The organism is Rhodococcus sp. MSC1_016, from assembly GCF_023667485.2.
Lineage (GTDB): Bacteria > Actinomycetota > Actinomycetes > Mycobacteriales > Mycobacteriaceae > Rhodococcus_F > Rhodococcus_F oxybenzonivorans.
Map to the genome: position 1 here is coordinate 309,471 of NZ_JAMOZI020000002.1, position 20,959 is coordinate 330,429.

General features: G+C 65.5%; 19 protein-coding genes. 11 read left to right on the forward strand and 8 right to left on the reverse strand.

The genetic code is table 11. The features are described 5' to 3' along the window. Positions 1 to 97: 97 nt before the first annotated feature. On the forward strand, positions 98 to 982 hold the full coding sequence (locus tag L1080_RS33775; protein ID WP_250776756.1) for a LysR family transcriptional regulator: 885 nt from the start codon (positions 98 to 100) through the stop codon (positions 980 to 982). Here L1080_RS33775 and L1080_RS33780 read toward each other — a convergent pair. Then, the gene (locus L1080_RS33780; protein ID WP_250776755.1) at positions 977 to 1,861 is read right to left on the reverse strand and encodes a LysR family transcriptional regulator; all 885 of its coding nucleotides are present in this window, start codon (positions 1,859 to 1,861) and stop codon (positions 977 to 979) included. The two genes, L1080_RS33775 and L1080_RS33780, sit on opposite strands and share 6 nt — an antisense overlap. 275 nt (positions 1,862 to 2,136) lie before the next feature. On the opposite strand from L1080_RS33780, the gene L1080_RS33785 reads away from it, so the two are divergent. From L1080_RS33785 to L1080_RS33800, 4 genes are all read left to right on the forward strand, one after another. Continuing rightward, complete coding sequence (locus L1080_RS33785) at positions 2,137 to 3,306, forward strand: acyl-CoA dehydrogenase family protein (RefSeq protein ID WP_250776754.1); 1,170 nt, start codon at positions 2,137 to 2,139, stop codon at positions 3,304 to 3,306. 107 nt (positions 3,307 to 3,413) lie between these two features. After that, positions 3,414 to 4,718 carry an MFS transporter gene (locus tag L1080_RS33790; RefSeq protein WP_250776753.1) on the forward strand — a complete coding sequence of 435 codons (1,305 nt, stop codon included), beginning with the start codon at positions 3,414 to 3,416 and terminating at the stop codon, positions 4,716 to 4,718. 69 nt (positions 4,719 to 4,787) lie between these two features. Then, a complete protein-coding gene (locus tag L1080_RS33795) occupies positions 4,788 to 5,981 on the forward strand; it encodes an acetyl-CoA C-acyltransferase (protein ID WP_250776752.1) in 1,194 nt (397 codons plus the stop codon). A 216-nt stretch (positions 5,982 to 6,197) separates the two neighbouring features. Then, complete coding sequence (locus L1080_RS33800) at positions 6,198 to 7,016, forward strand: enoyl-CoA hydratase/isomerase family protein (protein ID WP_250776751.1); 819 nt, start codon at positions 6,198 to 6,200, stop codon at positions 7,014 to 7,016. A 552-nt stretch (positions 7,017 to 7,568) separates the two neighbouring features. Here L1080_RS33800 and L1080_RS33805 read toward each other — a convergent pair. The 5 genes from L1080_RS33805 to L1080_RS33825 all read right to left on the reverse strand — a co-directional run bounded on the left by L1080_RS33805 (position 7,569) and on the right by L1080_RS33825 (position 13,281). Beyond that, the gene (locus tag L1080_RS33805; protein ID WP_250776750.1) at positions 7,569 to 8,771 is read right to left on the reverse strand and encodes an acetyl-CoA C-acetyltransferase; all 1,203 of its coding nucleotides are present in this window, start codon (positions 8,769 to 8,771) and stop codon (positions 7,569 to 7,571) included. A 17-nt stretch (positions 8,772 to 8,788) separates the two neighbouring features. After that, positions 8,789 to 9,031, reverse strand: a complete 243-nt coding sequence (locus tag L1080_RS33810) for a hypothetical protein (RefSeq protein ID WP_250776749.1) — start codon at positions 9,029 to 9,031, stop codon at positions 8,789 to 8,791. A gap of 126 nt (positions 9,032 to 9,157) precedes the next feature. Next, the gene (locus tag L1080_RS33815; protein WP_250776748.1) at positions 9,158 to 10,147 is read right to left on the reverse strand and encodes an NAD(P)H-quinone oxidoreductase; all 990 of its coding nucleotides are present in this window, start codon (positions 10,145 to 10,147) and stop codon (positions 9,158 to 9,160) included. A 3-nt stretch (positions 10,148 to 10,150) separates the two neighbouring features. Beyond that, entirely contained in the window at positions 10,151 to 11,812 is a 1,662-nt protein-coding gene (locus tag L1080_RS33820; RefSeq protein ID WP_250776747.1) for a long-chain-fatty-acid--CoA ligase, read from the reverse strand. Between the two features lie 95 nt (positions 11,813 to 11,907). Continuing rightward, positions 11,908 to 13,281: an MFS transporter gene (locus tag L1080_RS33825; protein ID WP_250776746.1), complete on the reverse strand. Its 1,374-nt coding sequence runs from the start codon at positions 13,279 to 13,281 to the stop codon at positions 11,908 to 11,910. A 200-nt stretch (positions 13,282 to 13,481) separates the two neighbouring features. Between L1080_RS33825 and L1080_RS33830 the strand changes: the two genes are divergently transcribed. The 5 genes from L1080_RS33830 to L1080_RS33850 all read left to right on the forward strand — a co-directional run bounded on the left by L1080_RS33830 (position 13,482) and on the right by L1080_RS33850 (position 18,391). After that, positions 13,482 to 14,123 carry a TetR/AcrR family transcriptional regulator gene (locus L1080_RS33830; protein ID WP_250776745.1) on the forward strand — a complete coding sequence of 214 codons (642 nt, stop codon included), beginning with the start codon at positions 13,482 to 13,484 and terminating at the stop codon, positions 14,121 to 14,123. Positions 14,124 to 14,349: 226 nt separating this feature from the next. Next, positions 14,350 to 15,159 carry an enoyl-CoA hydratase gene (locus L1080_RS33835; protein WP_250776744.1) on the forward strand — a complete coding sequence of 270 codons (810 nt, stop codon included), beginning with the start codon at positions 14,350 to 14,352 and terminating at the stop codon, positions 15,157 to 15,159. A gap of 45 nt (positions 15,160 to 15,204) precedes the next feature. Then, complete coding sequence (locus L1080_RS33840; protein ID WP_250776743.1) at positions 15,205 to 16,032, forward strand: crotonase/enoyl-CoA hydratase family protein; 828 nt, start codon at positions 15,205 to 15,207, stop codon at positions 16,030 to 16,032. 48 nt (positions 16,033 to 16,080) lie between these two features. Next, a complete protein-coding gene (locus L1080_RS33845; RefSeq protein ID WP_250776742.1) occupies positions 16,081 to 17,250 on the forward strand; it encodes an acyl-CoA dehydrogenase family protein in 1,170 nt (389 codons plus the stop codon). 10 nt (positions 17,251 to 17,260) lie between these two features. Beyond that, the gene (locus tag L1080_RS33850) at positions 17,261 to 18,391 is read left to right on the forward strand and encodes an acyl-CoA dehydrogenase family protein (protein WP_250776741.1); all 1,131 of its coding nucleotides are present in this window, start codon (positions 17,261 to 17,263) and stop codon (positions 18,389 to 18,391) included. A gap of 91 nt (positions 18,392 to 18,482) precedes the next feature. Here L1080_RS33850 and L1080_RS33855 read toward each other — a convergent pair whose 3' ends face one another. Together L1080_RS33855 and L1080_RS33860 are read right to left on the reverse strand one after the other, a co-directional pair. Continuing rightward, on the reverse strand, positions 18,483 to 18,776 hold the full coding sequence (locus L1080_RS33855; RefSeq protein WP_374435723.1) for a WhiB family transcriptional regulator: 294 nt from the start codon (positions 18,774 to 18,776) through the stop codon (positions 18,483 to 18,485). Positions 18,777 to 18,897: 121 nt separating this feature from the next. Next, complete coding sequence (locus L1080_RS33860) at positions 18,898 to 19,197, reverse strand: putative quinol monooxygenase (protein WP_250776739.1); 300 nt, start codon at positions 19,195 to 19,197, stop codon at positions 18,898 to 18,900. 293 nt (positions 19,198 to 19,490) lie between these two features. Here L1080_RS33860 and L1080_RS33865 point away from each other — a divergent pair, with 293 nt between their 5' ends. Then, positions 19,491 to 20,954, forward strand: a complete 1,464-nt coding sequence (locus L1080_RS33865; RefSeq protein ID WP_250776738.1) for an AMP-binding protein — start codon at positions 19,491 to 19,493, stop codon at positions 20,952 to 20,954. Positions 20,955 to 20,959: the final 5 nt, after the last annotated feature.

The window sequence follows — 20,959 nt, forward strand, 5'->3', positions numbered from 1 at the left end:
CGCTGTTCCACGCGTCGTCCGCGGCATAGGGTGTGCCCTATGAGCTCCCCCCGGTCAGCGGCTGTCTCCGCAATCCCCACTGCCTCGGCGGTCTCGGGTGACTGAGCTGAGCCTGAGTGAAGTCGATCTGCGGTTGATCGAGTACTTCGTGGCGGTGGCCGACCACGGGACGGTGACCCGCGCGGCGCAGAGCCTGTATGTCGCACAGCCGTCCCTGTCCCAGGCCATCCGGACCCTCGAACGCAAACTCGGGGTCACACTCTTCGAACGGTCAGGTCGGGGACTGACTCTCACCACCGACGGAACATTGTTCCTCGCGCCTGCTCGGCAGATCCTCTCTGACGTGCAACTCGCCGTCGAGCAGGTGGCGGCGGTGCGCGACGTGGCCGGCGGCCGACTCAAACTTGCAGCACTGTCGAGTCTGGCGATCGACCCCCTTGCGGGGTTGCTGAGCCGTTTCCACACGCAGTTCCCGGACGTGGTGCTCGATGTCGCCGATGCGGACAACTTCGCTGATGTCGTCGAGTCCGTTCGGGAGGGACGAACCGAGCTCGGTTTGACGGAACTGAGCGAACCCACGCCGGCGCTGCACACCAGGTTCGTCCAGGAGCAGGAAATCGCCCTGGTTCTTCCGCCCGAGCTCGCCGCGACCGTTCCCGATCCCGTGCCGATGCCCGCGGCCGCCGACCTGCCGGTAGTGGTGGAACTGTCGACCACGTTCGGCCGTGCCTTCATCGACTCCACCCTGGCCGACACGCTTCGAAACGTCGTGGTGGAGTGTGCCCACCGCCAGGCCCTGTGGGAACTAGTGCGCGCCGGAGTGGGCGCGACCGTGCTACCCCGCCGATTCGCCGAGACCGAACTGGAAGGCGTGGTCGTCAGATCCTTCTCCCCACCGATCACCCGGCCGATCGGATGGGTGTTCCGGCCGGGTCCGTTGTCTCCGGCCGCGGAGGCGTTCCTCGAATCGTCAACTTCATAAAAATTTTCTGCCGCGAACCGTCTCGACGAAGACACGTCCGGCGGCAGATAACCGGTCCGTGTCGTAGACGAGGCCGACCGGGCTGCTCACCCGCGGTTCGATCGACCGCACAGTCGCCCCCCGCCTCTGCGCCTCCTCCGCCAACGGTCGGTCGAGGAACGCGGCGCCCAAGCCGGCGAGCACGTAACTGAGCCGCGCTTCGCGGTGTTCCAATACCGCCGATACGCGCAGTTCGCGCCCTGCCCGGCGTACCTCGATTTCGATCTCGCGTGCTCGCGGAGTCCCCTTCGGCACCACCACGAACGGAATATCGGGCACGTCGGCCAGCATCAGCGGGTCCTCACCCGGAACGCCCATCCCCGGTGGGAAGGTCAACCACCACTCCTGCTCGCCGAACTCGAGCTCGGCCAATCCTGTTCCGACCGCAACAGGCAGATGACAGATCGCGATCTCGCAGTGGCCCTCGCGGAGCAGTACCGGCGCGGCAGCCTCGTCTCGAAGCTCGCTGATCCGGAACACCACGCCGGGCACCTCACGCCGAACCGCTGCCACGATCTCCGCCAGTGTGCCGGCGGACATCGTTGATGCCACCGCCAGATCGAGTCGGCCGCGGGCGCGACCGATGTCGTCGGACAGCGCACTCCCGGCCACGATGAGGTCCCGCATCACCCGACGTGCCGGACCGATGAGTGCATGACCGGCCGAGGACAGCACCATCCCTCGGCCGATCCGGTGGAACAGTGGCACGCCGAGCTCCCGTTCGGTCAACCGGATTGCCTGCGAGATCGTCGGCTGCGCGAGGTTGAGAGCGGTAGCCGCCGCGTTGATCCCTCCCTGGTCGACCACTGCAAGGAAGTACTCGAACTGATATCGCTCCACAAGATCCGCCTTCCGACCGGCTTCCAGCCCGGCCCCTCCACCAGCGTAGAAGGATGACCAGCCGCTATAGGCGCTGACTCTCAGTTGTATCACTGCCCGGTCCTGTTCTCAGGTGGCGCGGCCATGGTTGCTTGGAACCAGAGCGGCCTTGCCGAATGTGCAATTCAGATCACCGGCCTGATCAGGGCATGTCCGCTCGGCAACGCACGTAGAACCGGCCCCTCTCGAAGCGGCCGGTCGATCTCGCCGTATACCGCCCTAGCAGGAGAGCACCCATGGACTTCTCGTTGACCGACGAGCAGAAAGCAATCCGGGACACCACCCGCGCCTTCATCGACAAGGAGGTGCGCCCCCTCGAGCAGGAGGTGCTGCTGCGTGAACGCCAGCACCGTGTCGGTCTCGAGCCGAGCGAGCTGCGCGAATTACAGCTCAAAGCCAAGAAGTTCGGATTCTGGGGCATCGCCTCACCCGAGGAATACGGCGGCATGAACCTCCCAGCGGTCACCCAGTCACTCATCTGGACCGAGATCGGGAAGACCTTCATCCCGTTCCGCTTCGGCGGCGATGCCGACATCCTGTTGCGCCACACCAACGAGGAACAGGCGAAGGAATATCTCTTCCCGTCGATTGAAGGTGAGCGCATCTCGTGCTTCGCGATCACCGAACCCGGTGCCGGCTCGGACGCCGCCAACATCAGGACCTCCGCCAGCAAGGTGGACGACCACTGGGTCATCAACGGCGAAAAGACGTTCATCACCAACGGAAACGAAGCGGACTTCGCCATCGTCATCGCGGTCACCGATCGGGAGAAGGGCGCCCGGCACGGCTCGACAGCCTTCCTCGTCGACCGGGACATGGGCTGGAAGTCCGAATTCATCGCGACCATGGGAGAGGGCGGGCCCGCCTCGCTCATCTTCGACAACGTCCGGGTCCCCCACCGCAACGTTCTCGGCGAGGTCGGACAGGGCTTCGATCTCGCGATGGAGTGGATCGGCCGTGGCCGGTACACGATCCCATCGCAGGCCGTCGGCAGCGCCGAACGTGCACTGCAGATGGCCATCGACCATGCCAACACCCGCGAGACATTCGGCCGCAAGATCAGCACTAACCAGGCCATCCAATGGATGATCGCCGATTCCGAGGTCGAACTCGAAGCGGCACGTTTGCTGGTGCTGCGCGCCGCATGGATCATCGACCAGCAACGCAACCCCCGCCACGCCTCCTCGATCGCCAAGCTGTACGGCGCCGGCATGGTCAACCGCGTCATCGACCGCGTCCTGCAGATCCACGGCGGCATGGGGTACACCCGGGAACTCCCGCTCGAGCGCTGGTACCGATCGGTCCGTGTTTTCCGAATCCTCGAGGGATCCGACGAGATTCAGCGGCTCATCATCTCGCGGGACCTGCTCCGGGGCTACACCAAGCTTGGCGCCGAGCTGGCCTGAGCGCCGACTCGGCCCCACGGACCACGAAGCGATGCCGAAGGACTGATACCCGGGCCGCCAAGCCCAACGCTTACCGCCCCCGTTCACGGACAAAGGATGCCCGAATTATGACCACCACCAGAAGCCTCAGCCCGGATAGCACGGGCACCGGCTCACACAAGCAGGCATGGACGATGACCCTCATGCTTGTCGCGCTGTACATGCTCAATTGGGCCGACAAGGCAGTCCTCGGCATCGTCGCGCAGCCACTCAAGGACGAATTCGGCTTCACCGCAGCACAAATCGGCCTGGCAGGCAGCCTGTTCTACTTGACGTTCAGTCTCGGTGGATTCCTGGCCGGGCCCCTGAACCGCTGGATGGGGCTGCGGTGGGCGTTGGTGCTCATGGCGGTGGTGTGGGCCGCCTCGATGTTGCCGATGGTGTTTGCCGCGAGCTTCGCGGTGCTGATCGCCAGTCGGTGCCTGCTCGGTCTCGGTGAGGGACCCAACTCGGCGCTGGCCAACACCGCAGCATTCTCCTGGTTCCCCGAAGAGAAGCGAGGACTCCCCGCGGCGGCCATCACCTCCGGCGGGTCCATCGCCAAAATTGCCTTCGCCCCGATCCTCGCGATCGTCACCTCCACGTTCGGCTGGCGCGCCGCCTTCATCACACTGGCGATCGCCGCCCTGATCTGGGTTCCGATCTGGATGGCGCTCTGGCGTCCCGGCCCGTACGGCGAACAGCGCAACACCGCGAACAAGGCCCGCCAAGACCCAGCCACCCGAGCGGCGAACCGAGCATCGCTGCGACGGACGATGCTGACCCCCACCTTCATCGGCGGATTCTTCGCCGCCACCGCGATGTATGCCATTGCGGCGATGGTGATCACCTGGCTGCCCTCATACCTCGAAGTGGGTCTCGGCTACAGCCGGGTCACCGCCGGCTCCCTGCTCGCAGTTCCCAGCATCGCGGCGTTCGTCTGCCTGCTGTCCGCCTCCGCCCTCATCGATCGGGCGATCAGCCGCGGAGCGAACGTGCGGCTGATGCGGGCGGTGATCCCCGCCATCGGACTCGTCATCTGCGGCCTGTCACTCATCGCTGTGCCCTACATCGGCTCCGCCGTCCTGGTCGTCGCTCTCGTCTCGATCGCCTACGGACTCGGCATAGGCATCCTCCCCCAGCTCAACGCCGTCATGTCAATGATCTTTCCCCGGCATCAGGTCGCCGGCGGCCTCGGAATCTTCCTGGCCCTGACCTCCCTCGGCCCGCTCGTCGCGCCGTACGTCTCCGGACTGATCATCGACGGCGCCACCAACCCTGCCGACGGCTATGCCACCGCCTTCCAGACGATCGGCGTCGTCGCGGTGATCGGCGCAGTCATCGCCCTGCTCGCCGTCAACCCGGTCCGCGACCGAGCACACGCTCACCAGTAAACACGGGGCACCGGGGATTCGCGTCACCCGCGGATTCCATTGCAATTCCCATCCTCGACAGGAGATTCCATGCGTGAAGCAGCCATCATCTCGACTGCTCGGACACCACTGACGAAGTCGCATCGTGGCGAGTTCAACAGCACCGCAGGCCCCACCCTCGCCTCGTTCGCAGTGCAGGAAGCGGTCCGCCGCTCCGGCATCGACCCCGACCTGGTCGAGGACCTCATCCTCGGATGCGCGTACCCCGAGGGCACCCAGGGACGTAACATCGCCCGGCAGACCGCGATCCGATCCGGTTTGCCCACCAGCGTCGGTGGCGCAACCGTCAACCGCTTCTGCTCGTCCGGACTCCAGGCGATCGCGATCGCGGCGGGACGAATCGTGGTCGACGGCGCCCCCGCCATGATTGCCGGCGGCGTCGAAAACATCTCGACCGGTCCCAGCCGTAGCCAGCTCCCCCTCGACCACCCTGAGCTCGATCCGTGGATCGCCGAGCACAAGCCCGCGATGTACATGACGATGCTGGAAACAGCCGACATCGTCGCACAACGGTATGGGATCACCCGCGAGGACCAAGACGAGTTCGCCGCCGAAAGCCAACGCCGCACCGCCGCGGCACAGAAAGCGCAACGCTTCGACGACGAAATCGTCCCCTGCACCACCGTCATGACCGTCACCGACAAACAGACGAACAACGTCACCCGAGAAGAAGTCACCGTCACCGCCGACACCTGCAACCGCCCGGACACGGCCCTCGCACGACTGGCATCCCTCGCCCCTGTCCGAGGGGCCGGCCAGTTCGTCACCGCCGGGAACTCCTCCCAACTCTCCGATGGTGCGTCCGCGTGCGTCATGGTCGAGCTCGAGGACGCCGAGCAGCTCGGCGTGCAGCCACTCGGCATCTTCCGGGGTATGGCGATCGCCGGTTGCGAGCCCGATGAGATGGGCATCGGTCCGGTGTACGCAGTTCCAAAACTACTTGCACGGCACGGGCTCACCGTCGACGACATCGATCTGTGGGAGCTCAACGAGGCGTTCGCATCACAAGCGATCTACTGTCAGCGCCGACTCGGCATACCGTCCGAGCGACTCAACGTCAACGGTGGCGCCATCTCGGTGGGCCACCCCTTCGGAATGACCGGTTCCCGTCTCGCCGGTCACGTACTGCTTGAAGGACGTCGACGTAAAGCACGGTACGCCGTAGTGACCATGTGCGTCGGCGGCGGCATGGGCGCCGCCGGCCTCTTCGAGGTGTGCCACTGAAAGCAGTGAACTCGGGCCTTCTCCCCCTATTGGTCGCTCTCGTGCACCGCCGACAGGGACCTCACACGATCCACCCGGGGGTGAGGCTCGGCAGCGCTCACGTCGAGTCGCCACCAAGGGTCGACGATCCGCGCGTGACAAGCGCTCCCACCTTCACCGTTCCCTCACTCTTGGCAAGGACCCAATCTCGTGACACAGGCAGAGACAGAAACATCTATGCCCGGAAGCTCTTTCCAGGAGTCCGGTGCGACAGTCTTCAACGACCGGATCCACCTCACTCGGCATGATGGCGTGCTGACGCTCACCCTCAACCGACCGCACGTGAAGAACGCCCTGGACGCCGACGGTTGGACCGGTCTGGGCGACGCTCTGGAGACGGTGTCGGCGGATCCGGATGCACGTGTCCTTGTCATCACCGGGGCTGCGGGTGATTTTTGTTCAGGCACGGATCTCGCAGGACAGAAGGACGAGCATCCGACAGTTCGGCTGCGACGCCTCAACCGGGCTGCCAGTGCACTCCACGAACTGACCATCCCGGTGATCGCGCGAGTCGACGGGGTGGCTGTGGGTGCTGGCTGGAATATCGCGTTGTGCTGCGACTTCGTCGTGGCATCCTCGACCGCGCGATTCGGCCAGATCTTCGCTCGCCGTGGGCTCTCGTTGGACTTCGGGGGCTCTTGGCTCCTGCCGCGACTCGTCGGCCTCCACACGGCCAAAAGGCTCGCGTTACTTGCTGAGATCATTGATGCCGGCGAAGCCACACGTCTTGGACTCGTGACCTGGGTGAAACCCCCCGAGGAACTCGACGAGTTCATCACCGAACTCGCTCAGCGCCTCTGTGCCGGACCACCGGTGGCACTGGCCCAGAGCAAATCCCTGCTCAACGCCAACAGCGTCGGCTCATTTCGTTCCGCGCTCGAGGCCGAAGGCCGTGCGCAAGTGATCAACCTCGCTACCGCCGATGCGACAGCTGCGCGCGAGGCGTTCCTTACCAGAACGGAGCCAGTCTTCACTGGTCGCTGGATTCCGCAATGAACCGAGCCACACGTCCGGCAATGGCGCGTCAACAAGTCGGGTTGTGTTGCAGTCAAATCGACTTGTCACCCTCACAATTTCCCGTTTTGCGCAGACGATCGTGGGATCCGTGACTGTCGCGGGCCCATTGGCGCCAGAAGCACCGGCCTCCGCGAAAGGCTGACCCTGAATGCGGCTCACGTTGGTGCGTTGGTGGGTGTGCTTCCCCCGCACCCTATTGTGTCCGAAATAGCTGACGAGCGGTAACTTTCAGTTTGCCGATAGGGGATATTATGTCAACTCAGCTGCTCTGTATTGCATCAGATGCATCAATCCCGGGCTGGGTGGTCCGTCCGCGATCCGTCTCCGTTGGCGGCCCCTGGCCGAGTTGACCAATTTGCGGCTGACGGTGGACAAGGCGGTCCGCGCAGGACGTGGCGGCAGGACGTTCGCGGCCATCATCGTGTGGTGGTGTGCATCGTGTGCCACGTACGTTTCGTGCCGGCGGAGTCGTGAGTCGCCGATCCGTTCATACTGAAGTCATGATTTCGGCTCTGCTCACCTACTGACTCGTCACACGCCTGGCCGGGCGTGTAGGAGCAGGGCGTCGCCCTGTCCACCGCCGCCGCAGAGGGCCGCGGCACCGGTTCCGCCGCCGCGTCGTTTCAGCTCGAGCGCGAGGTGCAGTACGACCCGTGCCCCCGACATGCCGAGTGGGTGCCCGATGGCGATGGCGCCGCCGTTCACGTTGACCCTCGACGGGTCGACTCCGAGTTGCCGGGTCGACTCGATGCCGACGGCGGCGAAGGCCTCGTTGATCTCGACGAGATCGAGCGCCGAGGGGTCGAGACCCTCACGGGTGCAAGCCTTGTCGATGGCATTGGCGGGCTGCTGCTGGAGCGTCGAGTCCGGTCCGGCGACGGCGCCGTGGGCGCCGATCTCGGCGAGCCATTCGAGTCCCAGCTCCTCGGCCTTGGCCTTGCTCATCACCACGACGGCGGCGGCGCCGTCGGAGATCTGCGACGCGGAACCAGCGGTGACGGTGCCGTTCTTGCTGAAGGCCGGCCGCAGCTTCGACAGCGACTCGGCCGTGGTGTCGGCCCGAATGCCCTCGTCCTCGGTGACGAGGAGCGGCTCACCCCGGCGCTGCGGAATGGTGACGGGTACGACCTCGTCGTCGAAGAGCCCGTTCTTCCACGCGGCCGCGGCCCGCTGATGTGAGGCGGCGGCGAAGGCGTCCTGCTCTTCGCGACCGATCTTGTCGGTGTTCGCGTTCCGGTCCTCGGTGAGCGCGCCCATCGCCTGCTCGGTGAAGATGTCGTACAGGCCGTCGTAGGCGAGGTGATCGACGAGGGTGGTGTCGCCGTACTTGAATCCGCTCCGCGAGTTCGGGAGAAGGTGCGGCGCCTGGGACATCGACTCCTGCCCACCGGCGACGACGACATCGAATTCGCCGGCGCGGATCAGCTGGTCGGCGAGCGCGATGGCGTCGAGACCCGACAGGCACACCTTGTTGACGGTCAAGGCGGGCACCGACATCGGGATGCCCGCGTTCACCGCGGCCTGCCGGGCCGGGATCTGACCGGCGCCGGCAGTGAGGACCTGCCCCATGATCACGTACTCCACCAGTTCGGGTGCCACCCCGGCCTTGTCGAGGGCGCCCTTGATGGCGATGCCACCGAGATCGGATCCGGAGAGTGACGCGAGCGAACCCGTCAGCCGGCCGACGGGGGTCCGGGCTCCGGCGACGATGACGGACCTGGTGGAAGAAGTCATGGGATGTCCTTGGAGGTCTAGGTGAATAGTGGGACAAGTCCATCGAGAACTGACTTGGCGTACACCGGTTCCGGTGACGCGTGTGAGGTAGTGGTGGGCTGTTGGTGATGGAAGCGCACGATGAGTGGCAGTCGCTGCCGGTATTCGGACATTCCGAGGCCGAATGCCCTCGATACGCGGTCGGCCGGGGGGCCGCCGAGCGGCGCCCACAGTATGGCGAGGTCGAGGATGTCTTGGTCGAGGTGCCGCTTCGATCTCATGGGTGTAGTCGGTGGGGTTCGCGATATCTGGAGATGGCTGGACGACCGGGTGGCCGCGTCGGTTACCCACGCGGCCATGCATGCGCCGGAGGTCAATGGCTGGGTGGGCAGGTGGAGCGGAGCTGGCTACGTCAGACTCAGCAGCACCTTTCCGATCGTGTCGGGGTCGTCGAGCATCCGGTGCGCGGTGGACACGTCCTCTATGGGCAGTGCCGCGTGCACGACTGGTCGTACGGCGCCTGCAGAGATCATCGGCCACACGTGCTTGACGACGTCGTCCACGATGTCCGCTTTGCCGCCTCGCCCGGCGGTGGGGCGGCTGCGGAGGCTGGTGGAGTGCACGCTGGCGCGTTTGGCCATGAGTTTCGCGAGGTTCAGGGTGCCGTCCCAGCCGCCCTGCAGACCGATGACCACAAGGCGCCCACCGTGGGCGAGGGCGGTGACGTTGCGGGCGAGGTAGGCGGCGCCCATGTTGTCCAGCACGACGTCCACCCCGTGCCCGTCCGTGTTCTCTTTGACCGCCGTCACGAAGTCGGCGTCGGTGTAGTTGATCAGAATGTCGGCACCGAGACCACGGCAGGCGTCCAATTTTTTCGACGATCCGGCGGTGACGGCGCTGCGGGCTCCGAGCGCTTTGACGACCTGAATCGCGTGGGTGCCGATGCCGCTACCCCCGCCGTGGATGAGCACGGTCTCGCCTCGGCGCAGGTGCGCGGTGGTGGCGAGGTTGGACCAGACCGTGCACGCCGCCTCCGGCAGTGCCGCCGCCGTGTGCAGGTCGACGCCGTCTGGTATCGGCAGCACCTGTGATGCCGGTACCGCCACCCGTTCGGCGTACCCACCGCCGGAGAGCAGGGCGCAGATGCGGTCCCCGATCTCCCATCCGGAGACCGCCGGCCCGACTTCGCTGATCACACCGGACACTTCCAGCCCGAGAATCTCGCTCGCTCCGGCGGGCGGTGGGTAGTGGCCCTGTCGTTGGTTGATGTCGGCGCGGTTGACGCCGGCGGCGGCGACGTCGATCACCACCTCCCCGGCAGCCGGAGCGGGGTCGGGATGGTCGGTCCACACCATGACGTCGGGGTCGCCGAAACCGGTCAGAGTAATTGCCTGCATGTCTCAGCCGTGTTCCTTCTGATTCGTCAGCATGGCAACGATTTCGTCGGCCGCGGTGGTGTCGAGTTTGTTTTTGGCAATCTTGCCGACCGGAGTTCGGGGCAGGGCGGGGACGAAGCGGTATTCGCGGGGCACCTTGTAACCGACGAGGAAACGGCGGCAGTGCTCGTCCAGATCCGTCTCCGAGACGGGTCGATCCGGGTCGTGGACGAGGTAGGCACACACGGCCTCGCCGCGATATGGGTCGGGGACGCCGATGACGGCGGCCTCGAGAATCCCCGGAAACCGGGCGAGTACCTGTTCGACCTCGGCAGGGTAGACGTTGAAGCCGCTGGTGACGATCATCTCCTTCTTGCGGCCGTCGACGTAGAAGTAGCCGTCATCGTCCATGTGCGCGAGGTCGCCGGTCAGCAACCAGCCCTCGCGCAGTGCAGCGTCGGTGAGGTCGGGCCGGTTCCAGTAACCGGCCATGACCTGTGGTCCGCGGATGATCATCTCCCCCACCTCCCCCACGGGAAGGGGGATGGTGTCGTGTCCGTCGCGGTCGACGATCCGGACGTCGGTCAGCGGCATCGGTATTCCGATGCTGCCGACGCGGCGGTCACTGAAGACGGGATTGAGGTGCGTGGATGGGGAGGCCTCGCTGATGCCGAAGCCCTCGATAATCCGGCCGCCGGTCTTGTTTTCGAACTGTTCGAGCTGCTCGATCGGGAATCCGGCTCCGGCGCTGTTGTAGATGGTGACCCGGTCGAGTCCGGACGCATCGACGCCGGGGGTGCGGCCCATCGCCATGTACATCGTCGGCACACCGGTGAAGACGGCGGGCCGCTGGGATCTGATGACCTCCAGTACTTCCCGCGCATCGAACTCAGGGATCAGGATCTGGTTCATTCCGCCGCGTACAGACGTCAACGTGACGCAGGTCAGGCCGTAGACGTGGCACATCGGCAGCACGTTGACGGTCTTGGCCCCCGCAGGGAGGTCGAACAGTGCATACGTGACGGCGAATCGCTGTTCGATGTTGGCGATCAGATTGCGGTGGGTGAGCATCACACCTTTGGCCGCGCCGGTGGTGCCGCCGGTGTATTGCAGGACCGCGACATCGGAGGATTCGACCGCAACGTTCACCGGTGGGTCGAGGAGGAAGTCGCTTGTGCGTTCAAAGCTGTTACCGCGCAGCCCCGCCGGGTGGTTCGGCTCGGTATCCACGCGGATTGCCGGTCGGCCGAGGAACGACTGTCCTTCGTCGGGGGCGCACCGGTCGAGCGTCTGATCGGTGGTGATGACCATGGAGGCGCCGGCGTCGTCGAGGATGCGGCGCATCTCTTCGGCCGGGTAGCGGTGGTTGACCTGCACCACGATGCCGCCGGCGATCACGGTGCCGAACAGGGCGAAGACGTATTCGGGGCGGTTGGGGAGGATGATTGCCAGGCGGTCGCCGCGGCCGAAGCCGTGCGCGGTGAGCAGGTGCGCGAAAGCGTGCGACTGCACAGCGAGTTCGTCGAAGGTCCAGGTGCCGTCTTGGAAGGTCAGTGCGGTCTGGTCGGCGTAGCGGTCCCTGCTCACGTGTAGCAGGTCGATCAGGGACATCTCGGTCGGGATGTCGAGTTCGTCGACCGTGGCTGGGTACAGCGAGGTCCAGGGTTGGTCGTCGAGGGCAGACAATGCGGGTTCTCCTTGCGGTGGCTCGGCGTGGGCGTGGAAGCCGTTCGCCGCGCGGGTCGTGAGTGTCGAGTGCGGGGTGCGGGCTCGGTGGGCGGTCAGGTGTGGGCTGCAGCGGCGGCTTCCTCCCGGGCCGCGAGCTTCGCCTGGACGCGGGCGGCGTCGCGCGCGGGATGGACCATCAGGAAGATGACCACGCCGCCGACGAGGATGGACAGTCCGAAGATTTGGTAAGCGAGGGAGTATCCGGACAGCGGGTCGGGGGCGCGGTCGACCAGGATGCCGACGAGTACGGGGGCAATGAGTCCGGACAGGTTCTGGACGGCGAGGAAGATCCCGAGGGTGCTCGACAACTGGTGTGCCGGGGCGATCTGGGAGACGACGGCGTTCATCATCGGCAGGGCGACGCTGGCGCAGCCGTAGCCGAACACCAACACGGCGACGACGGCGACCGGGACGCCGATGAAGGGCAGGCTCGCCAGTGCGATTCCGCCGATCACGAGGAATGCCGTGGTCGTCCACACCCGTGTGACGCGGGTGGTGAAGTTGCGGTCGGCGAGGCGGTCGGTGACGAACGTGGAGGTGAACATCATCACCAGTGCGGCGATGCTGGGCAGGCCGAACATGAATCCGGAGGACAGCCGCGAGTAGCCCAGCCCGGCCTCGAAGTATGAGGGGATCCAGGTGATCGAGGCAGACACCAACCCGTACACGGTGAACGTGCCGATGAGCGCGCCGATGAAGGACTTGGTCAGCAGGATGTCTCGGAAGGGCAACCGTACCCGCTGGTGCGGGGATGTTTCGCTGTCGTTGGTGGCGGAATCGCTGTCCGCGTCGCCGGCGCGCCGGGCGTAGGGGCCTTCCTTACCGACGAACAGCCATACACCGCACCAGATGAAGCTCACCATTGCCATCGTCAGGAAGCCGGCGTGCCAGCCCCAGGCGGCCACGATGAGCGCGAGGATGGGGGCGGCGGCGATCTTGGCGAGCGATGACCCGGAGGTCACCAACGCCGAGGGAAATGCCCGCTTCTCCGGCGGGAACCATTGGAAGACTCCGGTATTGGCCATCGCGGTGGCCGGTCCTTCGGCGGCGCCGAGGGCGATGCGGGTGACCAGGAGAACCGCGAAGGTACCCGTGATGACGAGCGGGAACTGGATCAGACCCCAGATGCCGGCGAGGATGAACAGGATCCATCGGATCTGGACGCGGTCTCCGATCAGGCCGACCGCGGCGCCGCTGATACTGAAGAGGAAGAAGAAGGCACTGCCGGCGAACCCGATCTGCGCGGAGGTCAGACCGAGTTCCTCCTTGAGCGGTTGGGCTACGACGCCGATGAGGGCCTTGTCTGCCCAGTTGATCGTCGCGAACATGACGATCATGGCGGTGACCGACCAGGCCCGCGCGGACGGCCTCGGGGACCCTCCCGGGTCGGTGGGCTTGGGCGGCAGGGATGTCGCGGGAGAAGACATGTAAAAGAATCCTGTCATCGAAGTGTGGAGGCGCCCGCTCGAGTTCTCGGACTCAAAAGCTAGCGCTGATAGTTGAAACAATAGACCCCGGAAATCGGGTTTGTGAAGGGGGTCACTCCCACGGGATCGGTCCGGGAAAGGAAACGCCCGCGCCTACCGGCGAGCCACAGGAGTCGGCGCCTCGTGCCAAGCTGGTAAGCATGGGACGACCTCGGATACCACTGCTCTCGCGTGAGCGCATCGTCAGCGAAGCCATGGCCATGATCGACGAGGAGGGTGTCGCCGCCCTGTCCACGCGCAAGCTCGCTGCCCGCCTCGGCGTGCAGGGCCCCTCGCTCTACAACCATTTCAAGACCATGGACGAGGTAACCGACGCGGTGGTCGACGCCATTCTCGACACCGTCGACACCGAGATCTTCGAGACCGCCGGCTGGCGCACAGCGTTGCCGATCTGGGCGCGCAACTACTGGTCCGCGCTGCAGAGACACCCCGGTATCGTTCCGCTTCTGGCGCGCGGACCTGCCACCCGGCCGTCCCAGCTGCGGCTCGCCGATGCCTTCTACGGCAGTCTCACCAAGGCCGGCTGGCCACCGCGGCAGGCCACCGAGGTGGCCATCGCCGTCCGCAACTACATTGCCGGCTCCGCGCTCGGCTCCTACTTCGCCGGCTTCACCGAGGACCCCTCGTTCTACGCCGGTCAGTACCCCCATCTGAGCCAGGCCCACCTGCTGCCGAAGCACGCCGAGCTCGACACCGCCGCCTTCGAGCGCGGCCTGTCCTGCCTGATCGACGGCCTGACGCTGCAGTACTCCGAGATCATCGGACTCGGCGCCACGCGCTGATCCTCGGCCGCCGTCGGCGGCCCTACCTCCTTCGCACGGGTCCCGACTCTCGACTGCCTCCTTCGCACGGGATTCCCCCATTTTCGCGAACCTCTCCTTCGCACAGGGTTCCCCTGGGGCCGCCGTGCATGTACCTTTAAACATGCACTGCAAGTTTTAATGCGGGTTGGGCACGACCCAGAGTGGTCGCCACTCGCCCATCACACATCTTTCAAGGGAGACGAACGTGGCCTACGACTACGTGCTGTACGAGATCGACGGTTCGGTAGCGACCATCTGGCACAACCGACCGGAGCAGCGCAACGCCGAGAACAGCCAGTTGCTCGACGAGCTCAACGACGCGGTCGTTCGCGCCGGCGGCGACCCGCAGGTGCGGGCGGTGGTCTTCGGCGGCAAGGGCGGGCATTTCTCCGCCGGGCACGACCTCAAGGAGGGGCAGGTCGAGCGCCAGGACTTCTCCCCCGAACAGCGGTGGGAGTACGAGTCCCGCTCGTACATGGACTACTGCCTCAACATCTTCAATCTTCCGAAGCCGACCATCGCCCGGGTCGACGGCGCTTGCGTGGCAGGCGGTTTCATGGTCGCGAACATGTGCGACATGATCGTCGCCGCGGACAGCGCCTTCTTCGCCGACCCGGTCCTGCACACCATGGGTGTCAGCGCGGTGGAGGTGCTGGTGCACCCGTGGGTGCTCGGGCACCGTAAGGCCCGCGAGTTCCTGTTCACCGGGGAACGCCTCTCTGCGGCTGATGCGCTGGCCAGCGGGATGGTGAACCGGGTCGTGCCCGTCGACCAGCTCGACGAGGCGGTGGCGGCGCTCGCGAACCGGGTGGCGCTGGCACCACCGTTCGCCACCAAGGTGCTCAAGCGCTCGCTGAACCGCACCCTCGAGGTGCAGGGGTTCCACGCCGCCCTCAACGCGCACTTCGACGGACACCAGCTCACCCATTTCAGCGACGAGGCCCGGCGTGCGAAGGCCGACGGCGGCTTCTCCAAATCCATCGAACGACACAAGGTCGGCACCTCGGTGCGTTGACCTGACGCACCACGACACCCCGATTCATCGAAGGAAGGCAGCACCATGACCAGTACCGAAGCCCCGGCGATCACCGAACTCGACTTGCCCGCCGACGACCGGGTCGTCACCCGTCACCAGGTCGGTCACGTCTACTTCATCGGCCTCAACCGGGTGCCCAAACGCAACGCATTCGACCTCGAGATGCGCGCCGAACTCGCGCTCGCGTACGGCGAAATGGAGCGGGCTGACGACATCCGGGTCGGGGTGTTCTATGCCCACGGGGACCACTTCACCGGCGGGCTGGACATGGCGAAGGTCGGCAACGCACTGCGTGAAGGGCGCGGCGGTATCCCCGAGGGCGGCGTCGATCCCCGCCAGCTCACCGGAGCCCAACGCCGCAAGCCGGTGGTCAGCGCGACCCAGGGCTGGTGCATGACCCTGGGAATCGAGCTGCTGCTGGCCACCGACATCCGGATCGCGGCCGAGGACGCGAAATTCTCCCAGATGGAGATCAGCCGCGGCATCTACCCGTTCGGCGGGGCCACCATCCGATTCCCCCGCGAGGTCGGCTGGGGTAACGCCATGCGCTACATGCTCACCGCCGAACCGTTCGGCGCCGCCGAGGCACTGCGGATGGGCCTGGTCCAGGAAGTGGTCCCGGTCGGACACCAGCTCCAGCGCGCCTTCGAGATCGCGCAGCTCATCGCCGCGCAGGCCCCTCTCGGTGTCTCGACTACGCTGACCGCCGCCCGTCGCGCCGAACGCGACGGTGAACGGATCGCCGCCGAACAACTGGTGCCGGACATGCTGCGACTGCTCGACACCGAAGACGGTGCCGAAGGGGTCACCTCCTTCCTGCAGCGCCGCCCGGCCGAATTCACCGGGCGCTGACACCCACATGACCCCCTCCGCACTTCCGCAGGCAGGACAACCAGCCCGATGACCCTGGCACTTTCCGACGACCACACCACCTTCCGCCACCAGCTGCGACACTTATTCCGCACCGAGATTCCCGCGGACATTCGCCAGCGGGTCGCCGACTTCGAAGAACCCAGCCGTGACGACCTCGTCACCGTGCAACGCATCCTCAACCACAACGGTCTGGCCGTCCCGCACTGGCCCACCGAGTGGGGCGGTCGCGACTGGACACCCATGCAATTGACCATCTGGCGCAATGAGCTACAGCTAGCGGGGGTGCCCGAACCACTGGCCTTCAACACGAACATGGTCGGCCCGGTCATCGCCCAGTTCGGTTCCCGCGAACAGCAGGAATCGTTCCTGCCGGCAACGGCGAACCTCGACATCTGGTGGGCCCAAGGGTTCTCCGAACCCGACGCCGGCTCCGACCTTGCCTCGCTCAAGACCCGAGCGGTCCGCGACGGTGACCACTACATCGTCACCGGCCAGAAGATCTGGACCACATTGGCGCAGCACGCCGACTGGATCTTCGCCCTGGTCCGCACCGACCCCGACGCCAAAAAACAGAAGGGCATCTCCTTCCTGCTCATCGACCTGACCTCCCCGGGGGTGACCGTCCGGCCGATCGAACTGATCGACGGCAGCTGCGAGGTCAACGAGGTCTTTCTCGACGAGGTGAGGGTTCCGGCAACCAACCTCGTGGGCGAGGAAAACGCCGGCTGGGACTATGCGAAATTCCTCCTCGGGCTCGAACGCACCGGAGTGGCGAAAGTCGGCTTCAGCAAACTCAAACTGTCCCAGGCCAAGGCGCACGCCGCCACCGTGCCCGCCGGGGCCGGGGTTCTGATCGACGACCCACTGTTCGCGGCCAAGGTCGCCGAACTCGAAAACGAACTGCTGGCCCTCGAGATCGTGCAGGCAAAGGTCGCCTCCGATTCCGGCTCCGGCCGACCAAACCCGGTGTCCTCCCTGCTCAAACTTCGCGGCTCGGAGCTGCAGCAGGCGAGCACGGAGCTGCTCCTGGACGCGGCCGGGGTCGAATCCCTGCCCGTCGGCGCCGGCTCCACCCATCCCACACCGGGGTCGAGGCGAGCGGTCCCGGCCTACCTGAACCTGCGCAAATCCACCATCTACAGCGGATCGAGCGAAGTCCAGCGCTCGATCATCGCGCGCTCGATCCTCGGACTGTGAGGCACAGACCATGAATAATGCACTGACCGAAGAACAACGACTGTTCGCCACCACAGTCAAGGACATGCTCGTCCGCCGCTACACCACCGAATACCGGCACGCGCTCACGGCCTCCGAACTCGGGTGGAGCCGTGAGATGTGGGCCGCCTTCGCCGAGGTCGGGCTGCTCGCGCTGACCATCGACGAGGAACACGGCGGTCTCGGCGCCGGACCGGCCGCGGCCGCGGCGGCCATGACCGAGATCGGCCGGAGCCTGGCCCTCGAACCGCTGACCGACGCCGTCCTCGTCCCGACACAGTTGGTGGCCGACACCGGGTCGGCCGCCCAGTGCGCGGAGATTCTGCGTGCGGTGGCGGACGGGACGGTGCTGCTGGCCTTCGCGCACCTCGAGCCGGGCGGTAGCTGGTCCTGCCCGGCGGTCGGTACGAAGGCCGAACGCGACGGCGACCGGTATCTGCTGACCGGGACGAAGAACGTGGTGTTTCGCGGTGACTGCGCAGACCGGCTGATCGTCAGCGCGGTCACATCCGAGGACGGAGACCGGTTGGGCCTGTTCCTGGTCGACGCCACCGCCGACGGACTGTCCCGCAATGCCTACACCACCTACGACGGACTGCGCGGCGCGGAGCTCACCCTGGCCCGCACCCCCGGCGAGCGTCTCGGCGACGCCGACGCCAGCGAGGCCGTTCGGCGCGCTGTGATCAGCGGGCAACTCGCCGTCTGCGCGGAGGCGGTCGGCATCATGGACGAGGCGCTGCGGCTGACCGTCGAATACCTCAAGACTCGCAAGCAATTCGGTGTCCCGCTGGCCAGTTTTCAAGCCCTCGCGCATCGGGCCGCGGACCTGTACGTCACGGTCGAAATGGCCCGCGGGATGTGCGACTACGCGACCGCGAAGTTCGCCGACGGTGACGCCGACGAGATACTCGCATCCCGCGTCAAATTGCAGATCGGCCGGTCCGCCCGCCGCATCGGTCAGGAGGCGATCCAGATGCACGGCGGAATCGGCATGACCGCCGAACACGCCATCGGACAGTACGTCCGACGGCTCCTGGCAATCGAGCACACCTTCGGGAGCAGCGACGAACATCTGAGGCGGCTCGCCAACAGGGTCCGCGATCACGACCTGATCGAGCTGTAACCGCCCCCCTCGCACATTATCGCCGCTTGGTTGGTTCGCGGGATGTCGTCAAGTGCGCCGGGCTCCCCGCCTCCAATGTGTTCGGTGTTGGTCACCGAGAATCAGCGGCGGATCGCAGCCGTCGCTGTTGGCGGCGCATGAGTTGGGCATGTCGCCGACGGTCGGCTTCGGTCATCCCACCCCAGGTTCCGAAAGGCTCTGCCGCCGCCAGCGCGTAGTCCCGGCATGCGGCAAGTACGGGGCAGGCCTGGCAGATTCGTCGGGCCCTGGCCTCGCGCCGTGCCCGAGCGGCACCGCGCTCACCGTCTGGAGAGAAGAACACCGATCGCTTACCGCCTCCGCACGCAGCATCGATCCGCCAGCTCCAGTCTTCTGAAGGAACCATTTCCGTTGTCAGTTGCCGGACACCGGCTGGCAGCATGCATCTCCCTTTCGCCGATCAGCGCGGCATAGGCTGATCAGTGGACTTCTTCTTATCACCGGGTCGAGTCGCTGCGGCGGCGCCTTCACTGCCCGAAGTGCACAGCGTCGAGGTACTCGATGTGGGGTTCGCCGTCGAGTAGGCCGACCATCGACTCGAGTGACTGCCGGAAATGTTGGGAATCGCCATGAGCTCGCAGGGCTGCACTGTCCGCATAGAGTTCGATGAACTTGTACTGCCGATTCTCCGATCGTGATCGGGTCAGCCGATACATCAGGTTTCCCGGCTCGGCCTCGCGCATCCTGCTGGCGAGTGTCTCTACCACCGCCTCGAATTCACCTGCTGCACCGTCTTTCACGTAGACCTCGGCGATGACTGCAATCATGCTGTTCTCCCTCGACATCGACGCCGCCGAGATTGCGTCACGTCGGCGGGGACTGATTTGCAACTAATGTAGGAGATTCGATCAGCTGGACGCAAACCGAGACACCCGAATCGGTCGTTTCTCTAATAAGCTGTATGTGAGTCATTTACAGCTACCACGCGTGGAAACGAGCCGCAGTTCCGTGATGCGAGATCAGGTGGACAGGTACCTGTCCGTTGCATTTTGCTACTTATAGTTCGTAGGATGCTCTTTGCATGCGGCGTCTCCACCGCAGCGACAGTCGAAGGAGTGGGATGTATAACCTCGCAAACCTCGTGGACGTCAGCGCCGATCAGGCCCCGGCGAGCCCGGCGTTCGTCGGACCCGACGTCACGGTGACGTACCGCGAACTGGCCGAGCAGATCAGCGCGGCCCGTGCCGGGCTCCTCGAACTCGGCATCAGCAGTGGTGACCGCGTGGCGCTGAGCCTGACGTTCGCGCCGGATTTCGCGGTCGCTTTCTACGCCACGCTGGGGATAGGGGCCGTCGCGGTTCCGATGAACCCGGCACTGACGCCGCGGGAGGCAGCGCACTACCTCGGTGATTCCGGTGCGAAAGTTCTGATCGGCCGCAGCCAGGTCCGATCATGGGTCGAGGACGGGCCGGTCACTCTGGTGGCACTCGACCAGTTGCGTCGACATCAAGACCGAGCTCCGATGACGTCGGTCGCACCCGATGACACCGCGGTGATCCTCTACACCTCGGGCACCACGGGGGTTCCCAAGGGTGCAGAGCTCACCCACGCCAATCTCCTCTTCAATGTGGCCGAGTTGTCGGATCCGGCGATCATCGGGCCCGTACAGACCGATGTCGTCGCCGGTGTGTTGCCGTTGTTTCACACGATGGGCCTGACAATCTTGAATCTGACACTCACAGCGGGAGCGTCGATGTGGCCGATCGAAAAGTTCGAGGCCCGCCACGTGGCCGAACTGATCGATGGCGGGCAGGTGTCGATGCTGGCTGCCGTACCGACCCATCTGCAGATGTTGATGACCAGCTGCGAGGGACTGAGTTTCCGCATCCCACTGAGACGGCTGTCGACCGCCGGGGCCGGCCTGCCTCCCGCGGTGCGGGACTGGGCACAGAGCAGTCTCGGCACCCCGGTCATCGAAGGTTACGGCCTCACCGAAGCCTCCCCCACAGTCGCGTACAACCGAGCCGATGTTCCGATCCGGCCGGGCTCGGTGGGCCATCCCTTACCGGGCGTCGACGTCAAGATCGTCGATGCGCTGGGCGCCGAAGTGGCCACCGACCAGCTCGGCGAGATCATCGTGCGGGGACCGAACGTCATGAAGGGGTATTGGAACAATCTCACGGCCACCGGGGCTGCGATCACCGACGGCTGGCTGGCAACCGGCGACATCGGCCGTATCGACGCGGATGGCTACCTGTACGTGGTGGATCGGTTGAAGCAGGTCATCATCCGGGGCGGATTCAACGTCTACCCGGGCGAGGTCGAGGCTGTCCTGCGTGAGCATCCGGCCGTGGCCGAGGCAGCCGTTGTGGGGATTCCGGACGCGCGGGTGGGGGAAGAAATCGTCGCCTTCATCGTGGGAACCGGTGCTCCAGTGTCGGAGGAGCATCTTCGCGACTATGCGCGCGCCAATCTTGCCGCGTACAAATCGCCACGGCGATTCGTGTTGACCACCGAACTGCCACGAACGCCGACCGGCAAGATCGCGCGAACACAGCTACCGTCCCTGCTGACGGACAAGTAAGAGAC

Excerpts from the sequence above, each read along its gene's own strand:
- L1080_RS33825 (WP_250776746.1), bottom strand. The coding sequence starts at position 13,281 with ATGTCTTCTCCCGCGACATCCCTGCCGCCCAAGCCCACCGACCCGGGA.
- L1080_RS33785 (WP_250776754.1), top strand. The coding sequence starts at position 2,137 with ATGGACTTCTCGTTGACCGACGAGCAGAAAGCAATCCGGGACACCACC.
- L1080_RS33855 (WP_374435723.1), bottom strand. The coding sequence starts at position 18,776 with ATGGTTCCTTCAGAAGACTGGAGCTGGCGGATCGATGCTGCGTGCGGA.
- L1080_RS33860 (WP_250776739.1), bottom strand. The coding sequence starts at position 19,197 with ATGATTGCAGTCATCGCCGAGGTCTACGTGAAAGACGGTGCAGCAGGT.
- L1080_RS33790 (WP_250776753.1), top strand. The coding sequence starts at position 3,414 with ATGACCACCACCAGAAGCCTCAGCCCGGATAGCACGGGCACCGGCTCA.
- L1080_RS33840 (WP_250776743.1), top strand. The coding sequence starts at position 15,205 with ATGACCAGTACCGAAGCCCCGGCGATCACCGAACTCGACTTGCCCGCC.
- L1080_RS33815 (WP_250776748.1), bottom strand. The coding sequence starts at position 10,147 with ATGCAGGCAATTACTCTGACCGGTTTCGGCGACCCCGACGTCATGGTG.
- L1080_RS33805 (WP_250776750.1), bottom strand. The coding sequence starts at position 8,771 with ATGACTTCTTCCACCAGGTCCGTCATCGTCGCCGGAGCCCGGACCCCC.
- L1080_RS33800 (WP_250776751.1), top strand. The coding sequence starts at position 6,198 with ATGCCCGGAAGCTCTTTCCAGGAGTCCGGTGCGACAGTCTTCAACGAC.
- L1080_RS33795 (WP_250776752.1), top strand. The coding sequence starts at position 4,788 with ATGCGTGAAGCAGCCATCATCTCGACTGCTCGGACACCACTGACGAAG.
- L1080_RS33865 (WP_250776738.1), top strand. The coding sequence starts at position 19,491 with ATGTATAACCTCGCAAACCTCGTGGACGTCAGCGCCGATCAGGCCCCG.
- L1080_RS33810 (WP_250776749.1), bottom strand. The coding sequence starts at position 9,031 with ATGAGATCGAAGCGGCACCTCGACCAAGACATCCTCGACCTCGCCATA.
- L1080_RS33850 (WP_250776741.1), top strand. The coding sequence starts at position 17,261 with ATGAATAATGCACTGACCGAAGAACAACGACTGTTCGCCACCACAGTC.
- L1080_RS33845 (WP_250776742.1), top strand. The coding sequence starts at position 16,081 with ATGACCCTGGCACTTTCCGACGACCACACCACCTTCCGCCACCAGCTG.
- L1080_RS33830 (WP_250776745.1), top strand. The coding sequence starts at position 13,482 with ATGGGACGACCTCGGATACCACTGCTCTCGCGTGAGCGCATCGTCAGC.